The sequence below is a fragment of the Falsiruegeria sp. JB4-1 genome, assembly GCF_055693495.1.
Genome location: NZ_JBVFTZ010000001.1, coordinates 943,389 through 962,257, shown reverse-complemented (window position 1 = coordinate 962,257; position 18,869 = coordinate 943,389). Strand labels below are relative to the sequence as shown.

11 protein-coding genes and 6 pseudogenes are annotated in these 18,869 nt (G+C 57.3%); 9 read left to right on the top strand and 8 right to left on the bottom strand.

Annotated elements, in window-relative coordinates:
* Positions 1-2: 2 nt before the first annotated feature.
* On the top strand, positions 3-428 hold the full coding sequence (locus ACZ1HE_RS04910) for an NUDIX hydrolase (protein ID WP_472619797.1): 426 nt from the start codon (positions 3-5) through the stop codon (positions 426-428).
* Here the strand turns inward: ACZ1HE_RS04910 and ACZ1HE_RS04905 are convergent.
* From ACZ1HE_RS04905 to ACZ1HE_RS04890, 4 genes and pseudogenes are all read right to left on the bottom strand, one after another.
* Positions 412-3,809, bottom strand: a pseudogene (locus tag ACZ1HE_RS04905) (efflux RND transporter permease subunit). The gene ACZ1HE_RS04910 and the pseudogene ACZ1HE_RS04905 sit on opposite strands and share 17 nt — an antisense overlap.
* Entirely contained in the window at positions 3,799-5,268 is a 1,470-nt protein-coding gene (locus ACZ1HE_RS04900; RefSeq protein WP_472619796.1) for an efflux RND transporter periplasmic adaptor subunit, read from the bottom strand. Before ACZ1HE_RS04900 ends, ACZ1HE_RS04905 begins: the two are co-directional and overlap by 11 nt.
* 109 nt (positions 5,269-5,377) lie before the next feature.
* Positions 5,378-5,920, bottom strand: a complete 543-nt coding sequence (gene moaB / locus ACZ1HE_RS04895; RefSeq protein ID WP_472619795.1) for a molybdenum cofactor biosynthesis protein B — start codon at positions 5,918-5,920, stop codon at positions 5,378-5,380.
* 24 nt (positions 5,921-5,944) lie between these two features.
* A complete protein-coding gene (locus ACZ1HE_RS04890; protein WP_472619794.1) occupies positions 5,945-6,709 on the bottom strand; it encodes a uracil-DNA glycosylase in 765 nt (254 codons plus the stop codon).
* Between the two features lie 735 nt (positions 6,710-7,444).
* Between ACZ1HE_RS04890 and ACZ1HE_RS04885 the strand changes: the two genes are divergently transcribed.
* The 5 genes and pseudogenes from ACZ1HE_RS04885 to plsY all read left to right on the top strand — a co-directional run bounded on the left by ACZ1HE_RS04885 (position 7,445) and on the right by plsY (position 11,167).
* Positions 7,445-8,380 (top strand): aspartate carbamoyltransferase catalytic subunit, encoded by a 936-nt coding sequence (locus ACZ1HE_RS04885; protein ID WP_472619793.1) that lies wholly within the window; start codon positions 7,445-7,447, stop codon positions 8,378-8,380.
* Positions 8,377-8,904 (top strand): hypothetical protein, encoded by a 528-nt coding sequence (locus ACZ1HE_RS04880; protein WP_472619792.1) that lies wholly within the window; start codon positions 8,377-8,379, stop codon positions 8,902-8,904. Before ACZ1HE_RS04885 ends, ACZ1HE_RS04880 begins: the two co-directional genes overlap by 4 nt.
* A complete protein-coding gene (locus ACZ1HE_RS04875) occupies positions 8,901-9,278 on the top strand; it encodes a hypothetical protein (RefSeq protein WP_472619791.1) in 378 nt (125 codons plus the stop codon). The genes ACZ1HE_RS04880 and ACZ1HE_RS04875 overlap by 4 nt, the downstream gene beginning before the upstream one ends.
* A pseudogene (pyrC, locus tag ACZ1HE_RS04870) lies at positions 9,275-10,558 on the top strand (dihydroorotase). Before ACZ1HE_RS04875 ends, pyrC begins: the two are co-directional and overlap by 4 nt.
* A pseudogene (plsY, locus tag ACZ1HE_RS04865) lies at positions 10,558-11,167 on the top strand (glycerol-3-phosphate 1-O-acyltransferase PlsY). Before pyrC ends, plsY begins: the two co-directional pseudogenes overlap by 1 nt.
* Positions 11,168-11,266: 99 nt before the next feature.
* Here plsY and ACZ1HE_RS04860 read toward each other — a convergent pair.
* The 4 genes and pseudogenes from ACZ1HE_RS04860 to ACZ1HE_RS04845 form a co-directional block, all read right to left on the bottom strand.
* Positions 11,267-12,048: pseudogene (locus ACZ1HE_RS04860) on the bottom strand (IclR family transcriptional regulator).
* A 12-nt stretch (positions 12,049-12,060) separates the two neighbouring features.
* Positions 12,061-13,419 carry a TRAP transporter large permease gene (locus ACZ1HE_RS04855; protein ID WP_472619790.1) on the bottom strand — a complete coding sequence of 453 codons (1,359 nt, stop codon included), beginning with the start codon at positions 13,417-13,419 and terminating at the stop codon, positions 12,061-12,063.
* Positions 13,419-14,264, bottom strand: a complete 846-nt coding sequence (locus ACZ1HE_RS04850; RefSeq protein ID WP_472619789.1) for a TRAP transporter small permease — start codon at positions 14,262-14,264, stop codon at positions 13,419-13,421. Before ACZ1HE_RS04850 ends, ACZ1HE_RS04855 begins: the two co-directional genes overlap by 1 nt.
* Positions 14,265-14,376: 112 nt before the next feature.
* A pseudogene (locus ACZ1HE_RS04845) lies at positions 14,377-15,608 on the bottom strand (TRAP transporter substrate-binding protein).
* A 119-nt stretch (positions 15,609-15,727) separates the two neighbouring features.
* Between ACZ1HE_RS04845 and ACZ1HE_RS04840 the strand changes: the two are divergent.
* The 3 genes and pseudogenes from ACZ1HE_RS04840 (at position 15,728) to ACZ1HE_RS04830 (ending at position 18,851) form a co-directional block, all read left to right on the top strand.
* Positions 15,728-17,351 (top strand): annotated as a pseudogene (locus ACZ1HE_RS04840) (GMC family oxidoreductase).
* A gap of 385 nt (positions 17,352-17,736) precedes the next feature.
* Positions 17,737-18,213 (top strand): YHS domain-containing (seleno)protein, encoded by a 477-nt coding sequence (locus tag ACZ1HE_RS04835; RefSeq protein WP_472619788.1) that lies wholly within the window; start codon positions 17,737-17,739, stop codon positions 18,211-18,213.
* A 110-nt stretch (positions 18,214-18,323) separates the two neighbouring features.
* Complete coding sequence (locus ACZ1HE_RS04830; protein ID WP_472619787.1) at positions 18,324-18,851, top strand: GbsR/MarR family transcriptional regulator; 528 nt, start codon at positions 18,324-18,326, stop codon at positions 18,849-18,851.
* The last annotated feature ends 18 nt before the right edge of the window (positions 18,852-18,869 follow it).

The following is an 18,869-nucleotide window of genomic DNA, read 5'->3' as shown; positions in this document are numbered from 1 at the left end:
CTATGAGTTCACCTATCCCCAAACTCGGTGCTTTGGCCGTCGTGATCCATGACGGCAATGTCCTGTTGGCGCAACGCAAGAAACAGCCCGACGCGGGGCTCTGGGGATTTCCGGGCGGTCATGTGGAGTGGGGAGAAACGGCCCTGACTGCTGCCACCCGTGAACTGCGCGAAGAGACCAGCGTTATCGCGGAACCGGTAGAATATCTGACAAACTACGACCTGATCCGGCAGGATGATGCAGGCCAGGTCATAACGCATTACCTGCTGGTCGGTGTGCTGTGTGAGTACGTCGCGGGCAATCCACACGTAGTCGACGAGATTGCCGACGTGCGGTGGGTGCCAATTGACGTGGTGAAGACGGGTGAGTTGCCAATGAGCGCACGTGTCACTGACCTTTTGGACATGGCCCTTACACGCGTGACGTAGAGTTTCGCGCAATGACCGCAAGCCCCAGGATCATGGCGACGAGCGTGATCATCAATGCCCCAAGAAAGAACAAGGCAATCCCGGCTTGCAAGACAGGCAGTCCGCTCAGCACAGGAACCATGGCGCTGATCTGAACGGGCAGCGCGCCGTTGACCAGCGGCCAGACCATCGTTGTCACCAACCACGCCAGCATCGCCATCCACGCCAGGTAGACAATTCCGCGAACACGGCGATCCGGGCCACGCATGGCGCGACGCATGGCAGTCAGAGGGCGTGCTACATCGCGCTGAATTGCGACCAATGCAGGCACAACCAGCAGCACCAGGAACATGCCAAAACCCAAACCGTAGACCAGCGTGATCACGGTGGGTTTGAGGAACTGGGCCTGCTGCGATTGTTCATACATCAGTGGCGCCAACCCCAATACCGTGGTCAGAGTCGTCAGCATTACCGGGCGCAAGCGGTCGGCTGCGCCGTCAATAATCGAAGGGATCAACCCGCGTTCCTTGGCGTATTCGTCGATGGTCGTAACCAGAACGATTGAGTCGTTGATGATGATCCCTGTCATGCCCAACAAACCCACAACCGTGAACATGCTCAGCGGAACCTCCCACAGGTAATGGCCCCAAATCGTTCCCACCAGACCAAAGGGAATGATCGCCATGACCACCAAGGGCCGCGTCCAACTGGCAAAGACCCAGGCCAGCACAAGGTAGATGCCCGTCAGACACAGGATCAGGCCCGTGCGCGCGTCATTCAGAAACTCGTCCTCTTGCTCGCTCAGCCCCGACATGCGCCATTCCACCTGACGTTCACTGGCGATCTTGGGCAGGATTTCTTCGCTCAGCGCTTGTGAAATCTCTTCAGCGCGGGCGGGGTCATCCTCGGAAATGTCGCCCGTCACCGACACCAACCGCACGCCATTTTCGCGGCGCACGGTGGAAAAACCGGTGCGTTGATCGACGCTCACAATATCCGCCAACGGTACATATACACCTTGAGGAGTGCGCATCAGGGTGCGCTCCAGGAAATCGGCAGTCAGTTCCCCTTCGGGCAGTTCCACCCGGATCTCGGCACTGCGCGGACCGTCGGGATAAGTCGCAGCCTCGATCCCGTTCAGACGCGATCTGAGAGCGCGGCCCAGCGTTTCGATGGTAAAGCCCAGGGCCTGGCCTTGCGCCGTCAGATCCAGCACCACCTCTTCCTTGTCATAAGCCAGGTTGTCCTCGACCGCCGACACCTCGGGGTAGCGCAACAGCGCCGTTTGCAGGTCTTCTGACGCTTGTTTCAACGTTGTGACTTCGGCCCCATAGAACTGTACATCCAATGCGTCACCGCCGGGACCCGAGCGCCAGCCGCGGAAGCTGACGGTCTCGACCAGCGGATGCCGGACTACAAAATCCTGCAACTCTCCTACGAAGGCAAAGCTCGAATAAGGACGCAGATCGGCGTCGATCAACTCGATCGAGATGCCGCCCAGCAGGTCTTTGTCCTTGGTGTCAACGCCGGATAGGCCCCGCCCGGCATTGCCACCGATTTCAGCCAAGACATAATCCAACGGGTTGCGGCCATAGCGTTCTTCGTATTGCTTGCCCAACTCTTCGGTCGCGCGCTGCATTTCGCGCATCATTTCCAGAGTGTCGGCGCGCGTGGCCCCTTCGACCATGGCAAAGTTGCCTGTAACCGATCCCCGTTCAGGTGCGTTAAAAAATCGCCATTTGACATCGCCTTGAATGAACAAAGCAAGCTGGCTGGCCAAAATTACTATGGCACCGGCCAACACCACATAGCGTGCCCAAACAACCCAGCCCATGAACGGACGAAACAGGTGATCTCGCATCCATCTGAAACCTCGGTTCACCACCCGGTTGGGCATGTCGTACCAATGTTCCTTGGCCGAATGGGCGATGGCGTGGCTCATGTGGTTGGGAAGGATCAGGAAGCATTCGACCAGAGAAGCTGCAAGAACCGCGATCACGGTGAACGGGATATCGCGGATCAGTTCGCCAAAACGCCCGCCAACAGCCGTCAGGCCAAAAAATGCGATAATTGTTGTCAGAGTAGCTGCGAAAACCGGCATAGCCATACGCCGTGCTGCACGCTCCGAGGCGACAACAGGGTGCTCGCCCAGGCGGCGCGCCCGAAAATCCGCGTGTTCCCCCACAACAATCGCATCATCCACAACGATACCAAGAGTGATGATCAGCCCGAACAGTGAAACCATATTTATGGTCAGGCCTCCGACATACATCAGCGCAATAGCCGCAAACATCGCCGCCGGAATGCCAGCGGCCACCCAGAATGCGATACGTGCATTCAGGAATAGGAAAAGCAGTGCCACCACCAGGCACAATCCCATCAACCCGTTGTCGACCAGGATGTTCAGGCGGCCAGTGATGGCCGCGGCGCGGGTCCGGATCAACTCGACCGTGACACCTTGCGGCAGGCTCAGTTGCATCTCGTCGACGACGTCCTCGACAACGCGCTGGATGCGGATTGCGTCCCCCTGATCCGAGCGGTCAATGCGAACCGACATGGCCGGGTGTTCTTTCACATAATAGCTTCGAATTCGGTTTACGCCTTCAACTCGTATCGCCGCCACATCGCCGATGGTCAGTTTGGAACCGTCCGGGTTCGAACGCAAAACGATGCTTTCGATATCTTCGGGATTGCGCTTGGCCACCCCGGTGCGCACCCGTGCATTGGCCCCCGCCACGTCTCCAGCTGGATCGGTGTCAACCTCGGCTGCGATCGCTGATGCGATGTCGGCCATGCTCACGTCATTGGCAATCAGCTGAGCCGAGGGGACCTCGACAATCGTCCGCGGCGCGGCGACCCCCGAATGGTGGTGCGTGTTACACCAACTTCGAACAAACGGGTTACAAGCTCATCCGTGAACAGCCCCAGCTGATCAGGGTCAATTGGCCCGGTCAAAACCACATCTGTTACCCGGTCACGCCAAGCACCGCGGCGAACTGATGGATCCTCGGCGTCCTCGGGCAACGTCGTGACCGTGTCGATAGCCGACTGAACATCATCTTGCGCGCGAGCCATGTCCCAGCCCGGTTCAAATTCCAGTTGGAGGTAAGCCTGGCCTTCACTGGATCGCGAAGATGAGCTTTCAACGCCATCTACTGCAAGCAGCGTCGGCTCCAGAACCTGCACAATGGCACTATCGACATCTTCGGGCCCGGCCCCATCCCAGACGACACGAACGTCCACATTCTCTACAATAACATCGGGAAAAAACTGGGCCCGCATGTTGGGCATCGCTGCTGCCCCCAGCACCAGCAGCACGACCAACAACAGGTTAGCTGCAGTCCGATGGCGCGTGAAATAGCTGAACAATCCGCTGGCAACTTCGGGAATCTCACGTGTCATGAGACGTCACCCCCATCCGGGCTTCGATCCGTTGCACCAGTTGTGCCGAGACCTTGGCCTCAGCCAAACGCGCCAAAACGCGCGCCTTCATCTCATCTGGCATTCGCTCGTTGTTTTCGACGAAAGACACAAGCTTTGCACGTCTCTCATCTGTCAATTCCAACATCGAAACCGTCGGCTCGGCATTGGCTTCTTCCCTCAGTGGGCGGACGCGGATTCCAGTCCCAAGCAGCGGTGTGCGGCCAATCACAACCTCGCGCCCTTCAAGCCCCTCACCGCGCAATAGCACGTGGTCACCCTGGCGGCGCACCAATTGAACTTTGAGCTTTTCGAGCCGATCGTCAGCGCCGACGACCAGCACTGTACGTTCGGCATCAAGCGAGGACGCGGGCAGTCGAGCAACCGCTGCGAGTGGAGGCTCCTCAACCGAAACGGTCACGAAATCTCCGGGTTTGAAGCCCAATGCGGTATCCAATCGCGCAAAGATCAATCGGCCCGATTGTCCCTCTCCTGCTGCAGCGCTGTCTCGGCTGACAGTTCCATGCGCAAACAAGTTTGAACCTGCAGCATCGAGAGAGGCAATTACCTTGGCTTTGATCAAACGCCCGTCGTCGTCCAATAGACGTGCATACTGCGCGGTAGATACTCGAAAGGCCACTTCAAGAGCCATCGGATCGACCAGTTCCGCAAGTTTTTCGTTGGCTGATACAAGGCGCCCCTCAACGAGGCTAACTCCGCTGAGTGTTCCGTCAAACCGGGCTGTCATTGTCGTGTCCGACAAATCCCGCTGTGCGGCATCAAGCGCGATCTGTGCGCGCGCCAAACGGGTTACGGTTTGATCGATACGCGCCTCAGCCTGTGCCTCGGCAATCCGACGTGCCAGAACCGCTTGACGGGCCGAAGCGGCTGCCAACTCGGCGGTTTCCACCGCCGCTGCCGTACCGACGCCCCGTTCTGCCAAATCCTGCTGGCGCTTCAACGCGCGCGTGCGCAGATCGGACTGATCCCGGGCAGCTTCCAATTCATTTCGCGCAAGGTCCAATGTGCGTTCTGCGTCGCGCTCCTCGGCCTGAGCATCCAAAAGATCGGACTCGGCGCGGTCCAGTGCAGATTGCGCATCTGCCGGATCAATGCGCAACAGCACCTCACCCGCGTACACCACGCCACCTTCTTCAACGTTTTCCGCCAATTCAACGACCCGGCCTGCCGTCGGCGCCCTCAGCTCCAATGTGCGCCGACTTTGAACCTGTCCAAATGCTGCGAGCAGCGGCACGATCGTTTCCATTTCGGCCCGCTGGACATTCACAGCAAACACGCGTTCCCGCGCCTGTGGTTGTGCCTTTTGATTTGAAAGTCTGGTTTGCACAGCCCCCATCACAAGCTGTCCGGCATAGATCAGCAATGCCAGCGTCATGGACGCCAGGAACACCCCAACCAGGCTTTGTCGCAGGAAACGCATGTCTTATACCCTGTTTCGGTCGCTCATTGCTGCCATGCACTTAACCTAGCAAGGCTATTAACATTGCCAAGGCACAAGGCGGTTATCGGGAGTTTAACGTCGGATTATCCTACTTCCGTCGCTGATGTTCGTCCAATCGCGGAAAAATCTCGACAAAGTTGCAGGGGCGGTGACGGTAATCCAGTTGTTTGACCAGAATCTCGTCCCAGGCATCCTTGCACGCCCCCGGACTGCCGGGCAGCGCAAACAGATAGGTCCCGCCCGCAACCCCGCCCGTGGCGCGTGATTGTACGGCAGATGTGCCGATCTTTTGCATCGACACGATGGTAAACACGGTCCCAAAGGCGTCGATTTCCTTTTCATAGACGTCGCGATGCGCCTCGACCGTGACATCGCGGCCAGTCAGACCCGTCCCACCGGTCGAAATCACCACATCAATTTCGGGATCCGCCACCCAGGCACGAAGTTGGTCCGCGATCTCTACCCGTTCATCCGGCAAAATCTTTCGGTCCGCCAGCACATGACCGGCCTCGGAAATCCGGTTCACCAGCACCTGACCAGACCGATCCTCTTCTATCGAGCGGCTGTCCGACACGGTCAGCACCGCAATTCGAGTTGCGATAAAATCCTTGGTTTCGTCGATACGAGACATAGAGGGCCTTTCAATGGTCCGAGGTCAGTTGCCCATCAGCTTTGTCTTCAGCTCCAACAAGTCGGCCCACGCATGACGCTTGGCCTGTGGTTGCCGCAGCAGATAAGCGGGGTGGAACATGGGCATGACCGGCAAGTTCAACGCTGTTTCCCAATTGCCGCGCAGTCGGGTGATGCCACGCTTTCCCAGAACGGCCTGACAGCTGATGTTGCCCATGAGAACCAGAACATCAGGCTGGGCAATTTCCACATGCCGTTCCAGAAAAGGTTTCAGCATCCCGATCTCTTCCGGCTTGGGGTCCCGGTTTTGCGGCGGGCGCCAGGGCAAGACATTCGTGATATAGACCGAGCTCTCACGTGACAGATCAATTGCCTCGAGCATCCGGTCCAGCAACTGCCCGGCGCGCCCGACAAAGGGGCGTCCTTCGCGATCTTCGTCACGCCCCGGCGCCTCGCCAATGATCATAACGCGCGCCTCTGGATTGCCGTCAGCAAACACTAAATTGCGGGCGCCTTTTTTGAGTTCACAGTGCTCAAACGATTCCATTGCGGCGCGCAGCGCTTCCAGAGAGTTTGCCGCCCGAGCGGCCTGACCGGCAATTACCGCGGGGTCTTCAACCTTGGGCTTGACGGGCGTCGCCGGTGGCACATGAGCTGACTTCGGTTTTGTGGATTTGTCAGGCAGTGAAAAACGATCAACCGGGGCGTCCCCGATGGCCTCGGACACGCCAAGTTCGACCTGCCATTCCAGCAGTGCCTTCGCAGTGTGATAATCCAGATCCGATTCCATGACGCACACTCTACCCTGCCCAGCGGCAAGGGAAAGTGGATTACCACTTGCCATGCAGCAAGACCCGAAGGAACATTGCCTCAATGTTGCGATTTGTGGTTCTCAGCCTTTTTTTGTTCATATCTGCTGCGGCCCAGTCGCAGATTGGCTCCCCTTTTGGTGGCGCGCAATCTGGATGCCCCATCGGCACTTTGCAATGCGGACTGCGTAACTGCTGTCGTTCGGGAACCACCTGCAGTTGGGACGGGCATTGTATTCCACTTGGGGGGACATATTGCGGCGGCGGTCGATCATGCCCGCGCGGTCAAATCTGCATTGACGGGGGACTTCGCTGCTCGGCTCACGGCTCAACCCAATGCAGCAACGGCAAGATTTGTCCGCCGGGCACAGACTGCGTACCTGGTGGCGGGTGTCGCAGGGTTACAGACCAAGAGCGCCTCGACGTTCCGGGCGCCGATCCAACCACGGGCTGCCTGCCTGGCGGTGGCTGCTCGTCTCCGGGCTGGTACCAATGCGAAGAAACAGAGTCGGAATGCCGCCCAGGATTCAAATGCTCCAAAGGTCGGGGCTGTGTTCCGATCCAGGCGATCGACTGCGGTTACGGTAAATGGTGCAAGCCCGGGGAGCAGTGTTTGCCCGATGGTGGATGTGCGCCAGAATAGGGCCTGCTTGCATATTGCACGGGGCGAGCGACCTTTCTATAAGCGCTCAAAATGTCAGATCGGAGTCCGGCCCATGAGTTTTGCGCACCGTCACCTTCTTGGCATCGAACAGCTTTCCCAAAGTGACATCACCGCGATCCTGGATCTGGCCGAGACCTATGTGGATCTGAACCGGCAATCGAGCAAACATGCCGATGTGTTGGCCGGGCTGACGCAGATCAACATGTTCTTTGAAAACTCGACCCGCACACAGGCCAGTTTCGAGATTGCCGGTAAACGCTTAGGCGCGGATGTGATGAACATGGCAATGCAGGCCAGCTCGATCAAAAAAGGTGAAACGCTAATCGACACGGCGATGACGTTGAACGCGATGCACCCCGACCTGCTGGTGGTGCGTCACCCGCATTCTGGCGCGGTCGATCTGTTGGCGCAAAAAGTGAATTGCGCGGTGCTGAACGCGGGCGATGGCAAGCACGAACACCCGACACAGGCGTTGTTGGATGCGCTGACAATCCGCCGGGCCAAAGGGCGTCTGCACCGTCTCAACATCGCGATTTGTGGCGATGTTGCCCATTCACGTGTAGCGCGCTCAAACCTGATCCTTTTGGGCAAGATGGAAAACCGCATCCGCCTGATCGGACCGCCGACTCTGGTGCCCGGCCAATTCGCCGAATTTGGTGCCGAAATTTACGACGACATGCGCGAAGGGTTGCAGGATGTCGACGTGGTCATGATGCTGCGCCTTCAGCGCGAGCGGATGGATGGTGGCTTCATACCCTCGGAACGTGAATATTATCATCGCTACGGGTTGGACGCTGAAAAACTGAGCCTCGCCAAACCGGACGCCATCGTCATGCATCCCGGCCCGATGAACCGCGGCGTCGAGATTGACGGGCAGTTGGCCGACGACATCAACCGCTCGGTCATTCAGGAGCAGGTGGAAATGGGCGTTGCCGTGCGTATGGCAGCAATGGAACTACTGGCCCGCAATCTGGGTGCAGCAGCATGACCAACCCGCTCGAGATACGAGCAGGCGAACAGCGCGTTGTGCGCCTTTTTGCGCTGAAGATGCCCCCAGAGCAGGCGAAATTCCTGCGCGAGCCAGGAGCTGCGGCGCAGGTTTTGGGTGTCGATACACTGCTTCAGGATCAGGTTGAGGTCTTTCCTGTCTCGGATCTGGAAGAGGTAGGGTTGCACGGATATCTGACCGAAGGCTGCGGCATCGATCCAAGCCAATTGGACAAACCGGCACTCGACGCGACTCAAGGATGGCTCCTGCTGCTTCGCAGTCGAGCGTTTGATGGGACGCCAGCGATACTCGTGCCCTCGTCCAACGTGTCGCTTGTTGGTATCTATACCGAAGACGGAACCGATTGGTCTGCGCGCCCCATGTCATCTGAAAGTGCCCGCCCCTACTCGGCACCCCGTGTGGCGCCTCGGAAAATCAGGTCTGAAGCACGTCGGATTGGATTTGCCCTATTTGCGATTGTCATGGCTCTGATCCTATTCGCGGCGGTGAAGATCATCCGATGACCGAGTTTCCCGCCGACCGCAGAGCCTATATCCGCAGCCATACTTGGATGGCCGCCGCCGCTATGGGCGGCGCGATGCTGGTGCTTTGGCTGATCGGCAACCCTTACATCTGGACTGGCGCTCCAGCCGGACTGGCTGCCATAGTCCTGCGCGGTTGGTATCTGGCCTCCGAAGAGCTGGGTTTTGTCTGGTCTATCGAGGGTCGCGAACTTGTTGGACCTGGTCCGCGCCACGTCGCGCTGAGCAACATAGAAACGGTCAACGCCATGGGCAGCTATGTTCAGATCGTGACCAAAACAGGTGACAAGCACCTGATCAAATACCAAGCCGATCCCGCGGCCACCAAGGCCGCCATCGAAAGGGCCATTCCATGAGCGATACTCTTTTCACAAACGCCCGCCTGATTGATCCCGATGCAGGCACGGATACGCTTGGTTGGCTGCAGGTAAGCTCCGGGCGGATTGTGGCCTCTGGTGCCGGGTCACCCGAGCAATCGGATGCCGCGACCGTAGATTGCCTAGGCAAATGTCTTGCCCCGGGCATCATCGACATTGGCGTCAAGGTTTGCGAGCCGGGCGAGCGCCACAAAGAAAGCTATAAATCTGCCGGCCGCGCGGCGGCAGCTGGTGGCGTAACCACTATGGTGACACGCCCCGACACCTCACCTGCCATCGACACGCCCGAAACACTGGAATTTGTGACCCGTCGAGCTCAAGCGGACACACAGGTCAATGTCCTGCCGATGGCAGCGCTGACCAAGGGGCGCGAAGGTCGAGAGATGACCGAAATCGGGTTCCTGCAGGATGCAGGCGCCGTGGCCTTTACCGATTGCGATCATGTGATTAGCGACACCAAGGTCTTTACCCGTGCGCTGACCTACGCCCGTTCCTGTGGCGCGTTGGTCATGGCCCATACCCAGGAACCGATTCTAAGCAAGGGGGCCGCTGCGACCAGCGGCAAATTTGCCGCGCTTTATGGTTTGCCTGCGGTTTCACCCATGGCCGAACGGATGGGATTGGACCGCGACATCGCCCTTTTGGAAATGACCGGGGCCAAGTATCACGCCGACCAGATCACCACCGCCCGCGCCCTGCCCGCATTGGAGCGTGCCAAGGACAACGGGCTGGACATCACGGCTGGAACCTCGATCCATCACCTGACATTGAACGAGCTGGACGTAGCCGATTATCGCACCTTCTTTAAGGTCAAGCCGCCCCTGCGGTCCGAAGACGACCGGCTGGCAGTTATCGAGGCAGTGCGCAGCGGCCTGATCGACATCATCAGTTCGATGCACACGCCGCAAGACGAAGAGAGCAAACGCCTACCGTTTGAAGAGGCCGCAGCCGGGGCAGTTGCTTTAGAAACTTTCCTGCTCGAGCAGCCCTGCGTTTGGTCCATGCCGAATATCTGGACCTGCCGACTTTGTTCCGGGCGATGTCGCTTAACCCTGCGAAACGTTTGGGATTGGACGCTGGCTAAGCTGAGTGCTGGTGCGCCCGCCGATCTGGTGCTGTTCGATCCGGATGTGCCCTTTGTGCTCGACCGCACGACGCTGTTGTCGAAATCCCAGAACACCCCGTTTGACGGCCAGCGGATGCAAGGTAGGGTGCTGGCAACTTTTGTTGGTGGTCACGAAGTCTTTCGGAGTAACTGATGCCCCCATTTGATACCCCCGCATTCGGCCTGCTTTTGTGGGCCGCAATTGGCTACGGCACTGGGATCCATTCCTTTTGGCATGATCTGGGCACGCGCGATGGGGTTGGGCAATTTGCGCGATATCGGATCGGGCAACATCGGAGCCACCAATGTGCTGCGTACTGGCAACAAGTCCGCGGCCGCCCTGACATTGCTGTTTGACGGTGGCAAGGGCATTGTTGCCGTCTTGCTGGCGCGCGCAATAAGCGGGGAAGCCGCAGCGCAGGTGGCCGCCCTTGCCGCGTTTATTGGTCATTGCTATCCGGTCTGGCTGGCGTTCAAGGGTGGCAAAGGGGTCGCCACATTTCTTGGCCTGTGGCTGGCCTTGGCGTGGCCTGTCGGTGTCGCCTGTTGCCTGACCTGGTTGGTTGCAGCGACAATAACCCGTATCTCGTCCGTGGCCGCTCTTGCAGCGGCGGCCAGCTCCACGGTCTGGGCGGTTTTGTTGGGGCATGGCACTGCTCTTTTTTTAGGCATGATATTGACGCTTCTTGTCTATTGGCGCCACCGGGCCAATATCGCCCGTATCCGGTCAGGGTCTGAACCCCGGATCGGACAAAAAAGCTGATCGGATTGTTTGCCGTCCCTCTGCCAAAAGCCTTTGTCAGATTCTAACTATAGGCAAAAATACAAGCCTGACAAAAACTGCCCGCTCTTTTTGCGGACGCTATGGGTTTTTGTTAAGTTCGGATAACTTTGCAGCCGCCGCCTTCAGGGGCTCCAGGAAGCCAAGGATATCCTCAAGAGAGCAACGCATGACGGGAGCATGAACCGACAGAGTCGCCAAAAGCCGATCCTGCGGATCGAAGATTGGCACTGCAATCGCAGCCATTCCGGCCAAGAACTCCTCGTTGTCTTGGGAATACCCTCTTTTTCGAGTTTCGATAAGTTCCTGACGAAGGACGGAAGGATCAGTGATGGTTTGTTCGGTCAGAACCTCTAAGGGTTTCGAATTCAAGACGCCGTTCAATGTAGTCGACTTCAGAGAGGACAGATACATCTTGCCACTTGCAGTGCAATGAAACGGCACTTGGGTCCCAATGGGCAATTGGATGCGCAGCGGCCATTTGGTTTCCACACGATCCAGATATGTCATACCTTCGCGATCCGGCGTGGCAAGGTTGATGGTTTCCCCGATCTCCTCGGCGGCTGCCTTCATGATGGCCAAACGCGCAGTGCGTATCCGCTCGGACGACATCGTGTTCACCGCGAGCGCCCTCAAGCGATCTCCGGGCCCATAGGAGCGGCCATCCAGGTCTCGCTGCAAAAACCTTCGGCTTCTGCAGTTTGCAGAAGCCGATGGATCGTTGGTTTCGGTAAGCCGATCGTATCGATTAGATCGACCGGCTTTACGGATACCCCAAGACGCGCAACTTCTTCCAAAATCCGCAGAAGCCGAAGGTTGGTCGGGATCTGGTGTTCTTTCGAAGGTGTCGCGTCTTCAGGCATCGCATCTCATTTCTATCTGTTCGGCAACAGTGCCAATGCCAGATCCGGTACAAGTGACACAAGCACCCAGACCGAGATCAAAGCGGCAAGATATGGCACCGTATAGCGAAGCAGACGGAAATATGGAACTCCGGTTACGCCCGATGCCACATAGAGGTTCAACCCGTATGGCGGCGTAATGAACCCGATGGATGCCCCCACAAGGAAGATCACCGAAAAGTGGATCGGATCAATACCCACCGAGGCCGCAATAGGTGCCAAGATCGGTGCCAGAATGATCGTCACCGGCAGGCTTTCCAGAACCATGCCCGAGAAGAACACGATCACCATCGAGGTGAAGAGTACCGCATGATAACCGCCCATCGAGGTTACGAAATCTCCGATGGTTTGCTGCGCACCAAGCAGGGACAGGATCTGCTGCATCACGACGGACACCGCGATCAGGGGCGCAAGAATGCCGCTGATCTGAGCTGAACGGACCACGATTGAGGGGATTTCCGGCAAGGTGAACCCTTCGACCGCGAACATCTCGGCAAAGCTTTTGTCCGAAATGTGCTTGTCTTTGTCAGCCCCCATGATCTTGTTGACCGGGTAACTGACGAGACCTGCAAAGATACAGAACCCCACGGTCACGCCCGCAGCTTCGGTCGGAGAGAACTTGCCGGTGTAGATGCCCCAAAGCACCAGACCAATGGCAAAGAAACCCAGCCACGCGCCAAACGCGGTTTTCAAAACGCGGTTCAGCTGCAGCGGGATCAGGTAACCCCAGCCGTTGATGCGGCAGATGATCCAGCAGGCCAGCTGCATGCCGACAACCATCAGTGTGCCTGGCAGAATGCCAGCCACAAACAGGTCCGAGATCGGCAGGTTCATCAGGAAGCCGTAGACGATGAAGATGATCGACGGCGGGATGATGATGCCAACGGTACCGCCAGCCGCAGCCGTGGCCGCTGAAAAGCGCTCGTCATATCCGCCTTTGACCATCTCGGGGTGAAGCATCGAACCGATTGTGGCCGTGGTGGCCGAGTTCGAGCCCGAGATCGCAGCAAAGAGGCCGCAAGCCCCAAGCGAGGCCATGGCCAGACCGCCCCGCAGCCAGCCAAGGCAGGCATAGGCAAAGTCCGATAGCCTTTTGGCAATCCCTGATTTGTTAATCAGGTCTCCGGTCAGGATGAACAGCGGCATCGCCATGAGCGCAAACCCGTCCTTGAAGACGTTCAGCATCTCGGCGCCCGTGTTGTCGAGTGTCAAATCCAGAACAAAGCTGCACCCCACGACCCAATAGAAGATGATCAGCAGAACCGGCGTGCCCATCATGAACAGAAAGGTCACGCTCAGCGAGATGATCGTAATCCAGGTTGCATCGGTCATCAGGTGTCCCCCCCGATTACGGCTTGCTCGATCATTGGACCATCACCGCGGTACTTGCCGAGATCTTCGAGAATGTTCTCGATTGCGCGCGTCGCCAATAGGATGAAGCACAAAGGCATCGTCAGGATGAACCACCAGCGCATGATGTCGTCGGTCCCCAGAACAATGGCAAAGTTGTCATAGGTGTTGACCGTCACACGGGCCGTAGTGGTGACAATGATGATGCAGAAAATAAGCCACAGGACGTTGTCCATGGTCAGCCAGAACAACTGGCCTTTGCGGCCAAGCTTGGTGCGGAACTCGGAAAAGCTCAGATGCGTGCGCAAACGGATGTTAAAGGTGCACCCGTACCACGCCATGATCATGAACAAGAGCGGCGGAATGGTCGTCGACCAGGGGGCCTGCACCGAAAAGACAAACCGCTGGATGACGCCGACAAAGATGATCACCGCCATGACGATGTAACAATAGACGACGATGGTGCGTTCGGGTGTACGCTCCAACAGGATCAGCAGAACCGGAATGAGCACGACAAGCAGTCGCAGATTGTCGCCCGTCACCGTACTTAGGAAATTGGCAACTGGATCCAGAAAGGCCGCCGCCAAACCCAGGGCCAACATTACAGCGATGATCGGATGAGTGATACGCGTGGCCGAATATCCCAGCCTCTCTTCCAATCTGACTGCCAGTTTTTCGCGATAGTAAAAGATAACCGCGCCGATCAAGGTCAGCGGTCCAAACACAAGCCAAGCCGCATCAGAGCGGTAGGCCTTTACGACTTTGAAGTTGATATCCCCCGTCACGGTCGCCGTGATGATGGTGGACATGTCCGCCCAGACTGACATCTGGTGCCCCTCCCATGTTCCTAAATACGCCCGGTGCCGCAGATTTTCCGCTGGCACGGACAAATGAGCTTACCCCGAAACCCGAGGCCAGCTCCAATACCTTAGCGGTGGATTACGATTTCCACCAACGGCGGGGTTCGACGTTTTCGGGCAGCGTATCCTCGGGGATCGTACGCACTTCGTCGTAGATCTCCTGATAGGTGTCTGCGCCACCTTGCCAGCCGTTGATCCGTTCGCGCCATTCTTCCCACAGCTGTGGCTGGAATTCGGGCGAACACATCTCTTCGGCCTTGCGCAGCTCTTCCTTGGACAGGAATGCGTTGCGCACGTTGTTTTTGGCAAAGATGGTGTCTGGCAACTGCGGATCGGACATGCCGACCGTTTTGACCAGCGCCGCTTCGTTGGCAGCCTGAACATGGGTTTGCGCCCAATAGGCCGATTCCATCACGGCATCCTGAAGTTCACCTCCCAGACCATCAAAGACCTCGGCCGACATCGCCGTGTGCTCAGTGCCGCAGAAGAAGTTCAGGTGAACTGACTGCGAAACAACCGGCGACATGTTGGCATAGGCCACAGCCGACGCCCAGGTTTCAGCACCGTCGATCAGACCTTGCTTCAGGCCATCCAGGGTTTCTTCCCATGCGACCGGAACCGGGTTGAGGTTCAGAGCCGTCATCGCGATCCGACCCAATTGGGTACCCGTGACGCGGTTCTTGGTGCCGAACAGCTGCTCGACGCTGGTGACGGTGGGCTTGTCTTCCCACGACAGACCCAACTGGATCCCGCGCAGTTCCGCATGGCTGAACAGGAATTTCAGCCCGTGACGACGCTCATAAGGTTCACGCAGCAACGCCTGGGACTTAGGCGAATACAGGAAGTGATACTGGTCCGCGCGGTTACGGAACATGTATGCGTAGTCCAGTACGTTCAGATACGGTGCACCACCAGCCGAGTTCTGGGTGGAGGCCGCATAGATGTCGACGATGCCTTGCTGGGTTTTCTCGACACAGGACACCTGACCACAGATCTGGTTGTTACCGATGAACTCAACACGAATCTCGCCATCGGTGCGGCTTTCCAGATCGCGTGCGAATTCCAAAGCACCCGCGCGTTCGATCAGCAGGTTCTGAGGGTTAAACCCTGCTGCGCCGAACTTCAGTGTGTGCTTGGCTGGCTTTGCGAACCGCTTCTCATAAGTCGACTCGGCGGCGTTTGCCAGGTTGGCCACGCTCATAGCCCCCCAAACGAACCAGCCGCCAACAACGTCGAGCTTAAACCATACTGCCCCGCGACCCTGAATAGGTCGCGCCGAGACATTCTGCTCAGCTTGTTTCCGATACTCATAGTTCTCCTCCCTAAGTATTAATTATTGAGACTTGTGGTCTCATTTTTACTCATCTATTGATTGATGACGCAAGGGAATTCTTTAACCTTGCCTAGCTAACCCGCCGGAGGATCTGATTATGTCACCAAAAACAGCTGATTTTCTGATTGTTGGAGCAGGTTCTGCCGACTGTGTCTTGGCTAATCGGCTGAGTGAAAATCCGGCGAGATCGGGTGATTCTGCTTGAGGCCGGTGGCCGCGATGTGAACCCCTGGATCCACGTTCCGGTGGGGTATTTCAAAACCCTGCACAACCCCAACACCGACTGGTGCTACAAATCCGAACCTGATCCGGGATTGAACAATCGCAGCCTGGATTGGCCGCGTGGAAAGACGCTTGGCGGATCGTCCTCAATCAATGGTTTGCTCTACGTACGCGGTCAGAAAGAGGATTATGACCGTTGGGCGCAACGGGGAAATCGCGGCTGGGGGTATGATGATGTTTTGCCGCTCTTCAAGCGCTCCGAAGCGCATGAGAACGGCGCCGACGATTATCATGGCGACGACGGTGGGTTGGCTGTGTCCTTGATCCGCGCCAAAAGCGAGATTTCCGAAGCCTTCATCGATGCCGCCGTCGAAATGGGTGTCCCCCGAACCGAGGACTACAACGGAGCCGACCAAGAAGGCGCCGGATATTTCCATCAAACAGCCAAGGGCGGTTTTCGCTGCTCGTCGGCGCGCGCGTTTCTGAACCCAGCCAAGAAACGTCCCAACCTTGAGGTCATCACCCACGCTCATACCGAGGAATTGATCTTTGACCCCAACGACGACAAGCGTGTCGTTGGGGTCCGGTACTCGACCAAAGGGCAAACGCATGAGGTTCATTTGAACCCCGGCGGCGAAGTCATTCTGTCCGCTGGAGCGATCGGATCGCCGCAAATCCTTGAACTGTCCGGCATTGGTCGCGGCGACGTGCTGCAAAAGGCGGGCGTCGCGGTGCGCCACGAGCTGCCGGGCGTTGGTGAATGCCTGCAGGACCACTTGCAGATCCGCCTCGTCTATGAGGTGAACGCCGCAACCCTCAATGATGCAATCAACGGCTTTGTCCCGCGCATGGGGATCGGCCTGAACTATGTGCTGTTCCGCAAGGGCCCGATGAGCCTGGGGGCGAGCCAGGTCTGCATATTTGCCAAGTCGATGGAGGGGCTGGAGACTCCGGACATCCAATTCCATTTCCAACCGCTCAGTGCCGACAAGCCAGGGATCGAGATGCACCCGTTTTCGGGTATCACGTCCTCGGTCTGTCAGCTGCGCCCCGAAAGCCGGGGGCACATCCATATTTCGACGCCCCGCGCAGCGGATTACCCCAAGATCGTGCCGAATTACCTGTCAGCCACGGCGGACCAACTCTGCGCCATCCGTGCCGTAAAATTTGCCCGTGCGATGACGGAAACCAAGGCTCTATCGCCCTTTATCGTGCGTGAACACGTGCCATCAAACAATCCACAGACCGACGAAGAGCTGCTGGACTGTGCCCGAAACATCAGCCAGACGATCTATCACCCGACAAGCACCTGCCGGATGGGACAAGATGATCTGGCGGTGGTCGATGATAGGCTTCGGGTGCGCGGCATTGCCGGACTTCGGGTAGCGGATGCCTCGATCATGCCGGACATCGTGTCAGGAAACACAAATGCGCCAACCATAATGATCGGCGAAAAGGCCAGCGACATGATCCTCGAAGACCGCAAGAACCCGGTCTGACATTGGGCCATACCCAAGTCTTACCGGGAAATACATCGTAGGAAACATCCACTCAAAGTGCTTTCGCAAATCGCTATTAGATCTGCGTGTAGGTTTCTCTTACGCAGGTTTTGTTGCTGGCCGTCATATGAACCTGTGGCCCAGAAGCAAATCATCACTAATTCTCAAAGTCAAAATCTGTGCGAAAAAGCAAGATTACCGATCTGTAAACCCACATTTACGCACAGTCTGTTTTCACCCCCGCACAATCAAATTGAGTTGCTTTGAACGTGATCAAAGCTTGTCCCATGTCGGTGTCGTGACGGAATTACACGTCACCCAACATCGAAAAAACAGCACCTTGTTCGCATTTGGTGAAAAGGTCTGAACCTGTGAGGAAAGACTCATGAACAAAGTAAAATCCTTGATCAGCGGCATCGCCCTGTCCGTAACTCTGGTAAGCGCAACTCTGGCAGCTGGCGTCGACGTCAACGCGAGCAACACCGGCTTGGCTCTGCAGGGCTTTGACCCGGTCGCCTATTTCACCGTAGGTGAACCCACAAAAGGTGATTATCGCGTGACTTCAGTCTACAACGACGCGACTTACTGGTTCTCATCCGAAGAGAACAAGGCCACTTTTGAAGCCAACCCCGAAGCATATGCACCTGCATACGGCGGGTTCTGCGCGTTCGGCACTGCGATGGGCTTCAAATTTGATGGCGACCCGAACTATTGGAAAATCGTCGACGACAAGCTGTACCTGAACCTGTCGGCTCAGATCCAGGAACGCTGGAACGAAGACGTCCCGGGCTTCATCGTATCGGCTAACACCAACTGGACCGATATCGAAGACAAGACCCCCGAAGAACTGCAAGCGCAGTAATCACGGGTTTCCCGACAAACCGGCAGCGCATCGCGTTGCCGGTTTTTTCTTGCCCGCACCACACGCGTCAGTTATTTCTGTCATTACAGAAATATAAGGCGAGTCGCACAATGAACCTGACCCCGTCCATGCAGAACTTTATCCTTCACTGGGGTGAGATGGGCTCGCGGTGGGGCGTCAATCGTTCTGTTGCACAAATTCATGCGCTGCTGCACATCGCGCCTGATCCGATGACCGCCGAAGAGATCTGCGAGACACTGGATATGGCACGCTCCAACGTATCGAACGGGCTGAAGGAGCTTCAAGCATGGAAGCTGGTGAAATCCAGCAGACAGCTAGGCGACCGACGCGATCATTTCACATCGGTGCGCGACATGTTCGATCTGGTTGATACCGTGATCCAGGGACGCCGCGAGCGCGAGTTCGCTCCGACTCTCGCCGCATTGAAAGAGGTCGAGAAAGAAGCCGCTGAGGATGGTACGCCCAAGGTCGTCAAAATCCGCATGACCGAAACACTGCGTGTGATGCAGATGTTTGATGACTGGTACACCGACTTCTCGCGCCTGCCTCGAAGCGTCCATCTGGCTGTATTGAAACTCGGCTCTAAACTCACCCGCTTCTTACCCAAAGGCTCGTAGCCAAAAAATTTTGCCTGG

What these genes read in the sequence shown, in the direction of transcription:
- moaB (WP_472619795.1), bottom strand. Translation starts at nt 5,920, where the DNA reads ATGTCTCGTATCGACGAAACCAAGGATTTTATCGCAACTCGAATTGCG.
- ACZ1HE_RS04830 (WP_472619787.1), top strand. Translation starts at nt 18,324, where the DNA reads ATGAACCTGACCCCGTCCATGCAGAACTTTATCCTTCACTGGGGTGAG.
- ACZ1HE_RS04900 (WP_472619796.1), bottom strand. Translation starts at nt 5,268, where the DNA reads ATGCGTTTCCTGCGACAAAGCCTGGTTGGGGTGTTCCTGGCGTCCATG.
- ACZ1HE_RS04880 (WP_472619792.1), top strand. Translation starts at nt 8,377, where the DNA reads ATGACCAACCCGCTCGAGATACGAGCAGGCGAACAGCGCGTTGTGCGC.
- ACZ1HE_RS04910 (WP_472619797.1), top strand. Translation starts at nt 3, where the DNA reads ATGAGTTCACCTATCCCCAAACTCGGTGCTTTGGCCGTCGTGATCCAT.
- ACZ1HE_RS04835 (WP_472619788.1), top strand. Translation starts at nt 17,737, where the DNA reads ATGAACAAAGTAAAATCCTTGATCAGCGGCATCGCCCTGTCCGTAACT.
- ACZ1HE_RS04855 (WP_472619790.1), bottom strand. Translation starts at nt 13,419, where the DNA reads ATGACCGATGCAACCTGGATTACGATCATCTCGCTGAGCGTGACCTTT.
- ACZ1HE_RS04885 (WP_472619793.1), top strand. Translation starts at nt 7,445, where the DNA reads ATGAGTTTTGCGCACCGTCACCTTCTTGGCATCGAACAGCTTTCCCAA.
- ACZ1HE_RS04850 (WP_472619789.1), bottom strand. Translation starts at nt 14,264, where the DNA reads ATGTCAGTCTGGGCGGACATGTCCACCATCATCACGGCGACCGTGACG.
- ACZ1HE_RS04875 (WP_472619791.1), top strand. Translation starts at nt 8,901, where the DNA reads ATGACCGAGTTTCCCGCCGACCGCAGAGCCTATATCCGCAGCCATACT.
- ACZ1HE_RS04890 (WP_472619794.1), bottom strand. Translation starts at nt 6,709, where the DNA reads ATGGAATCGGATCTGGATTATCACACTGCGAAGGCACTGCTGGAATGG.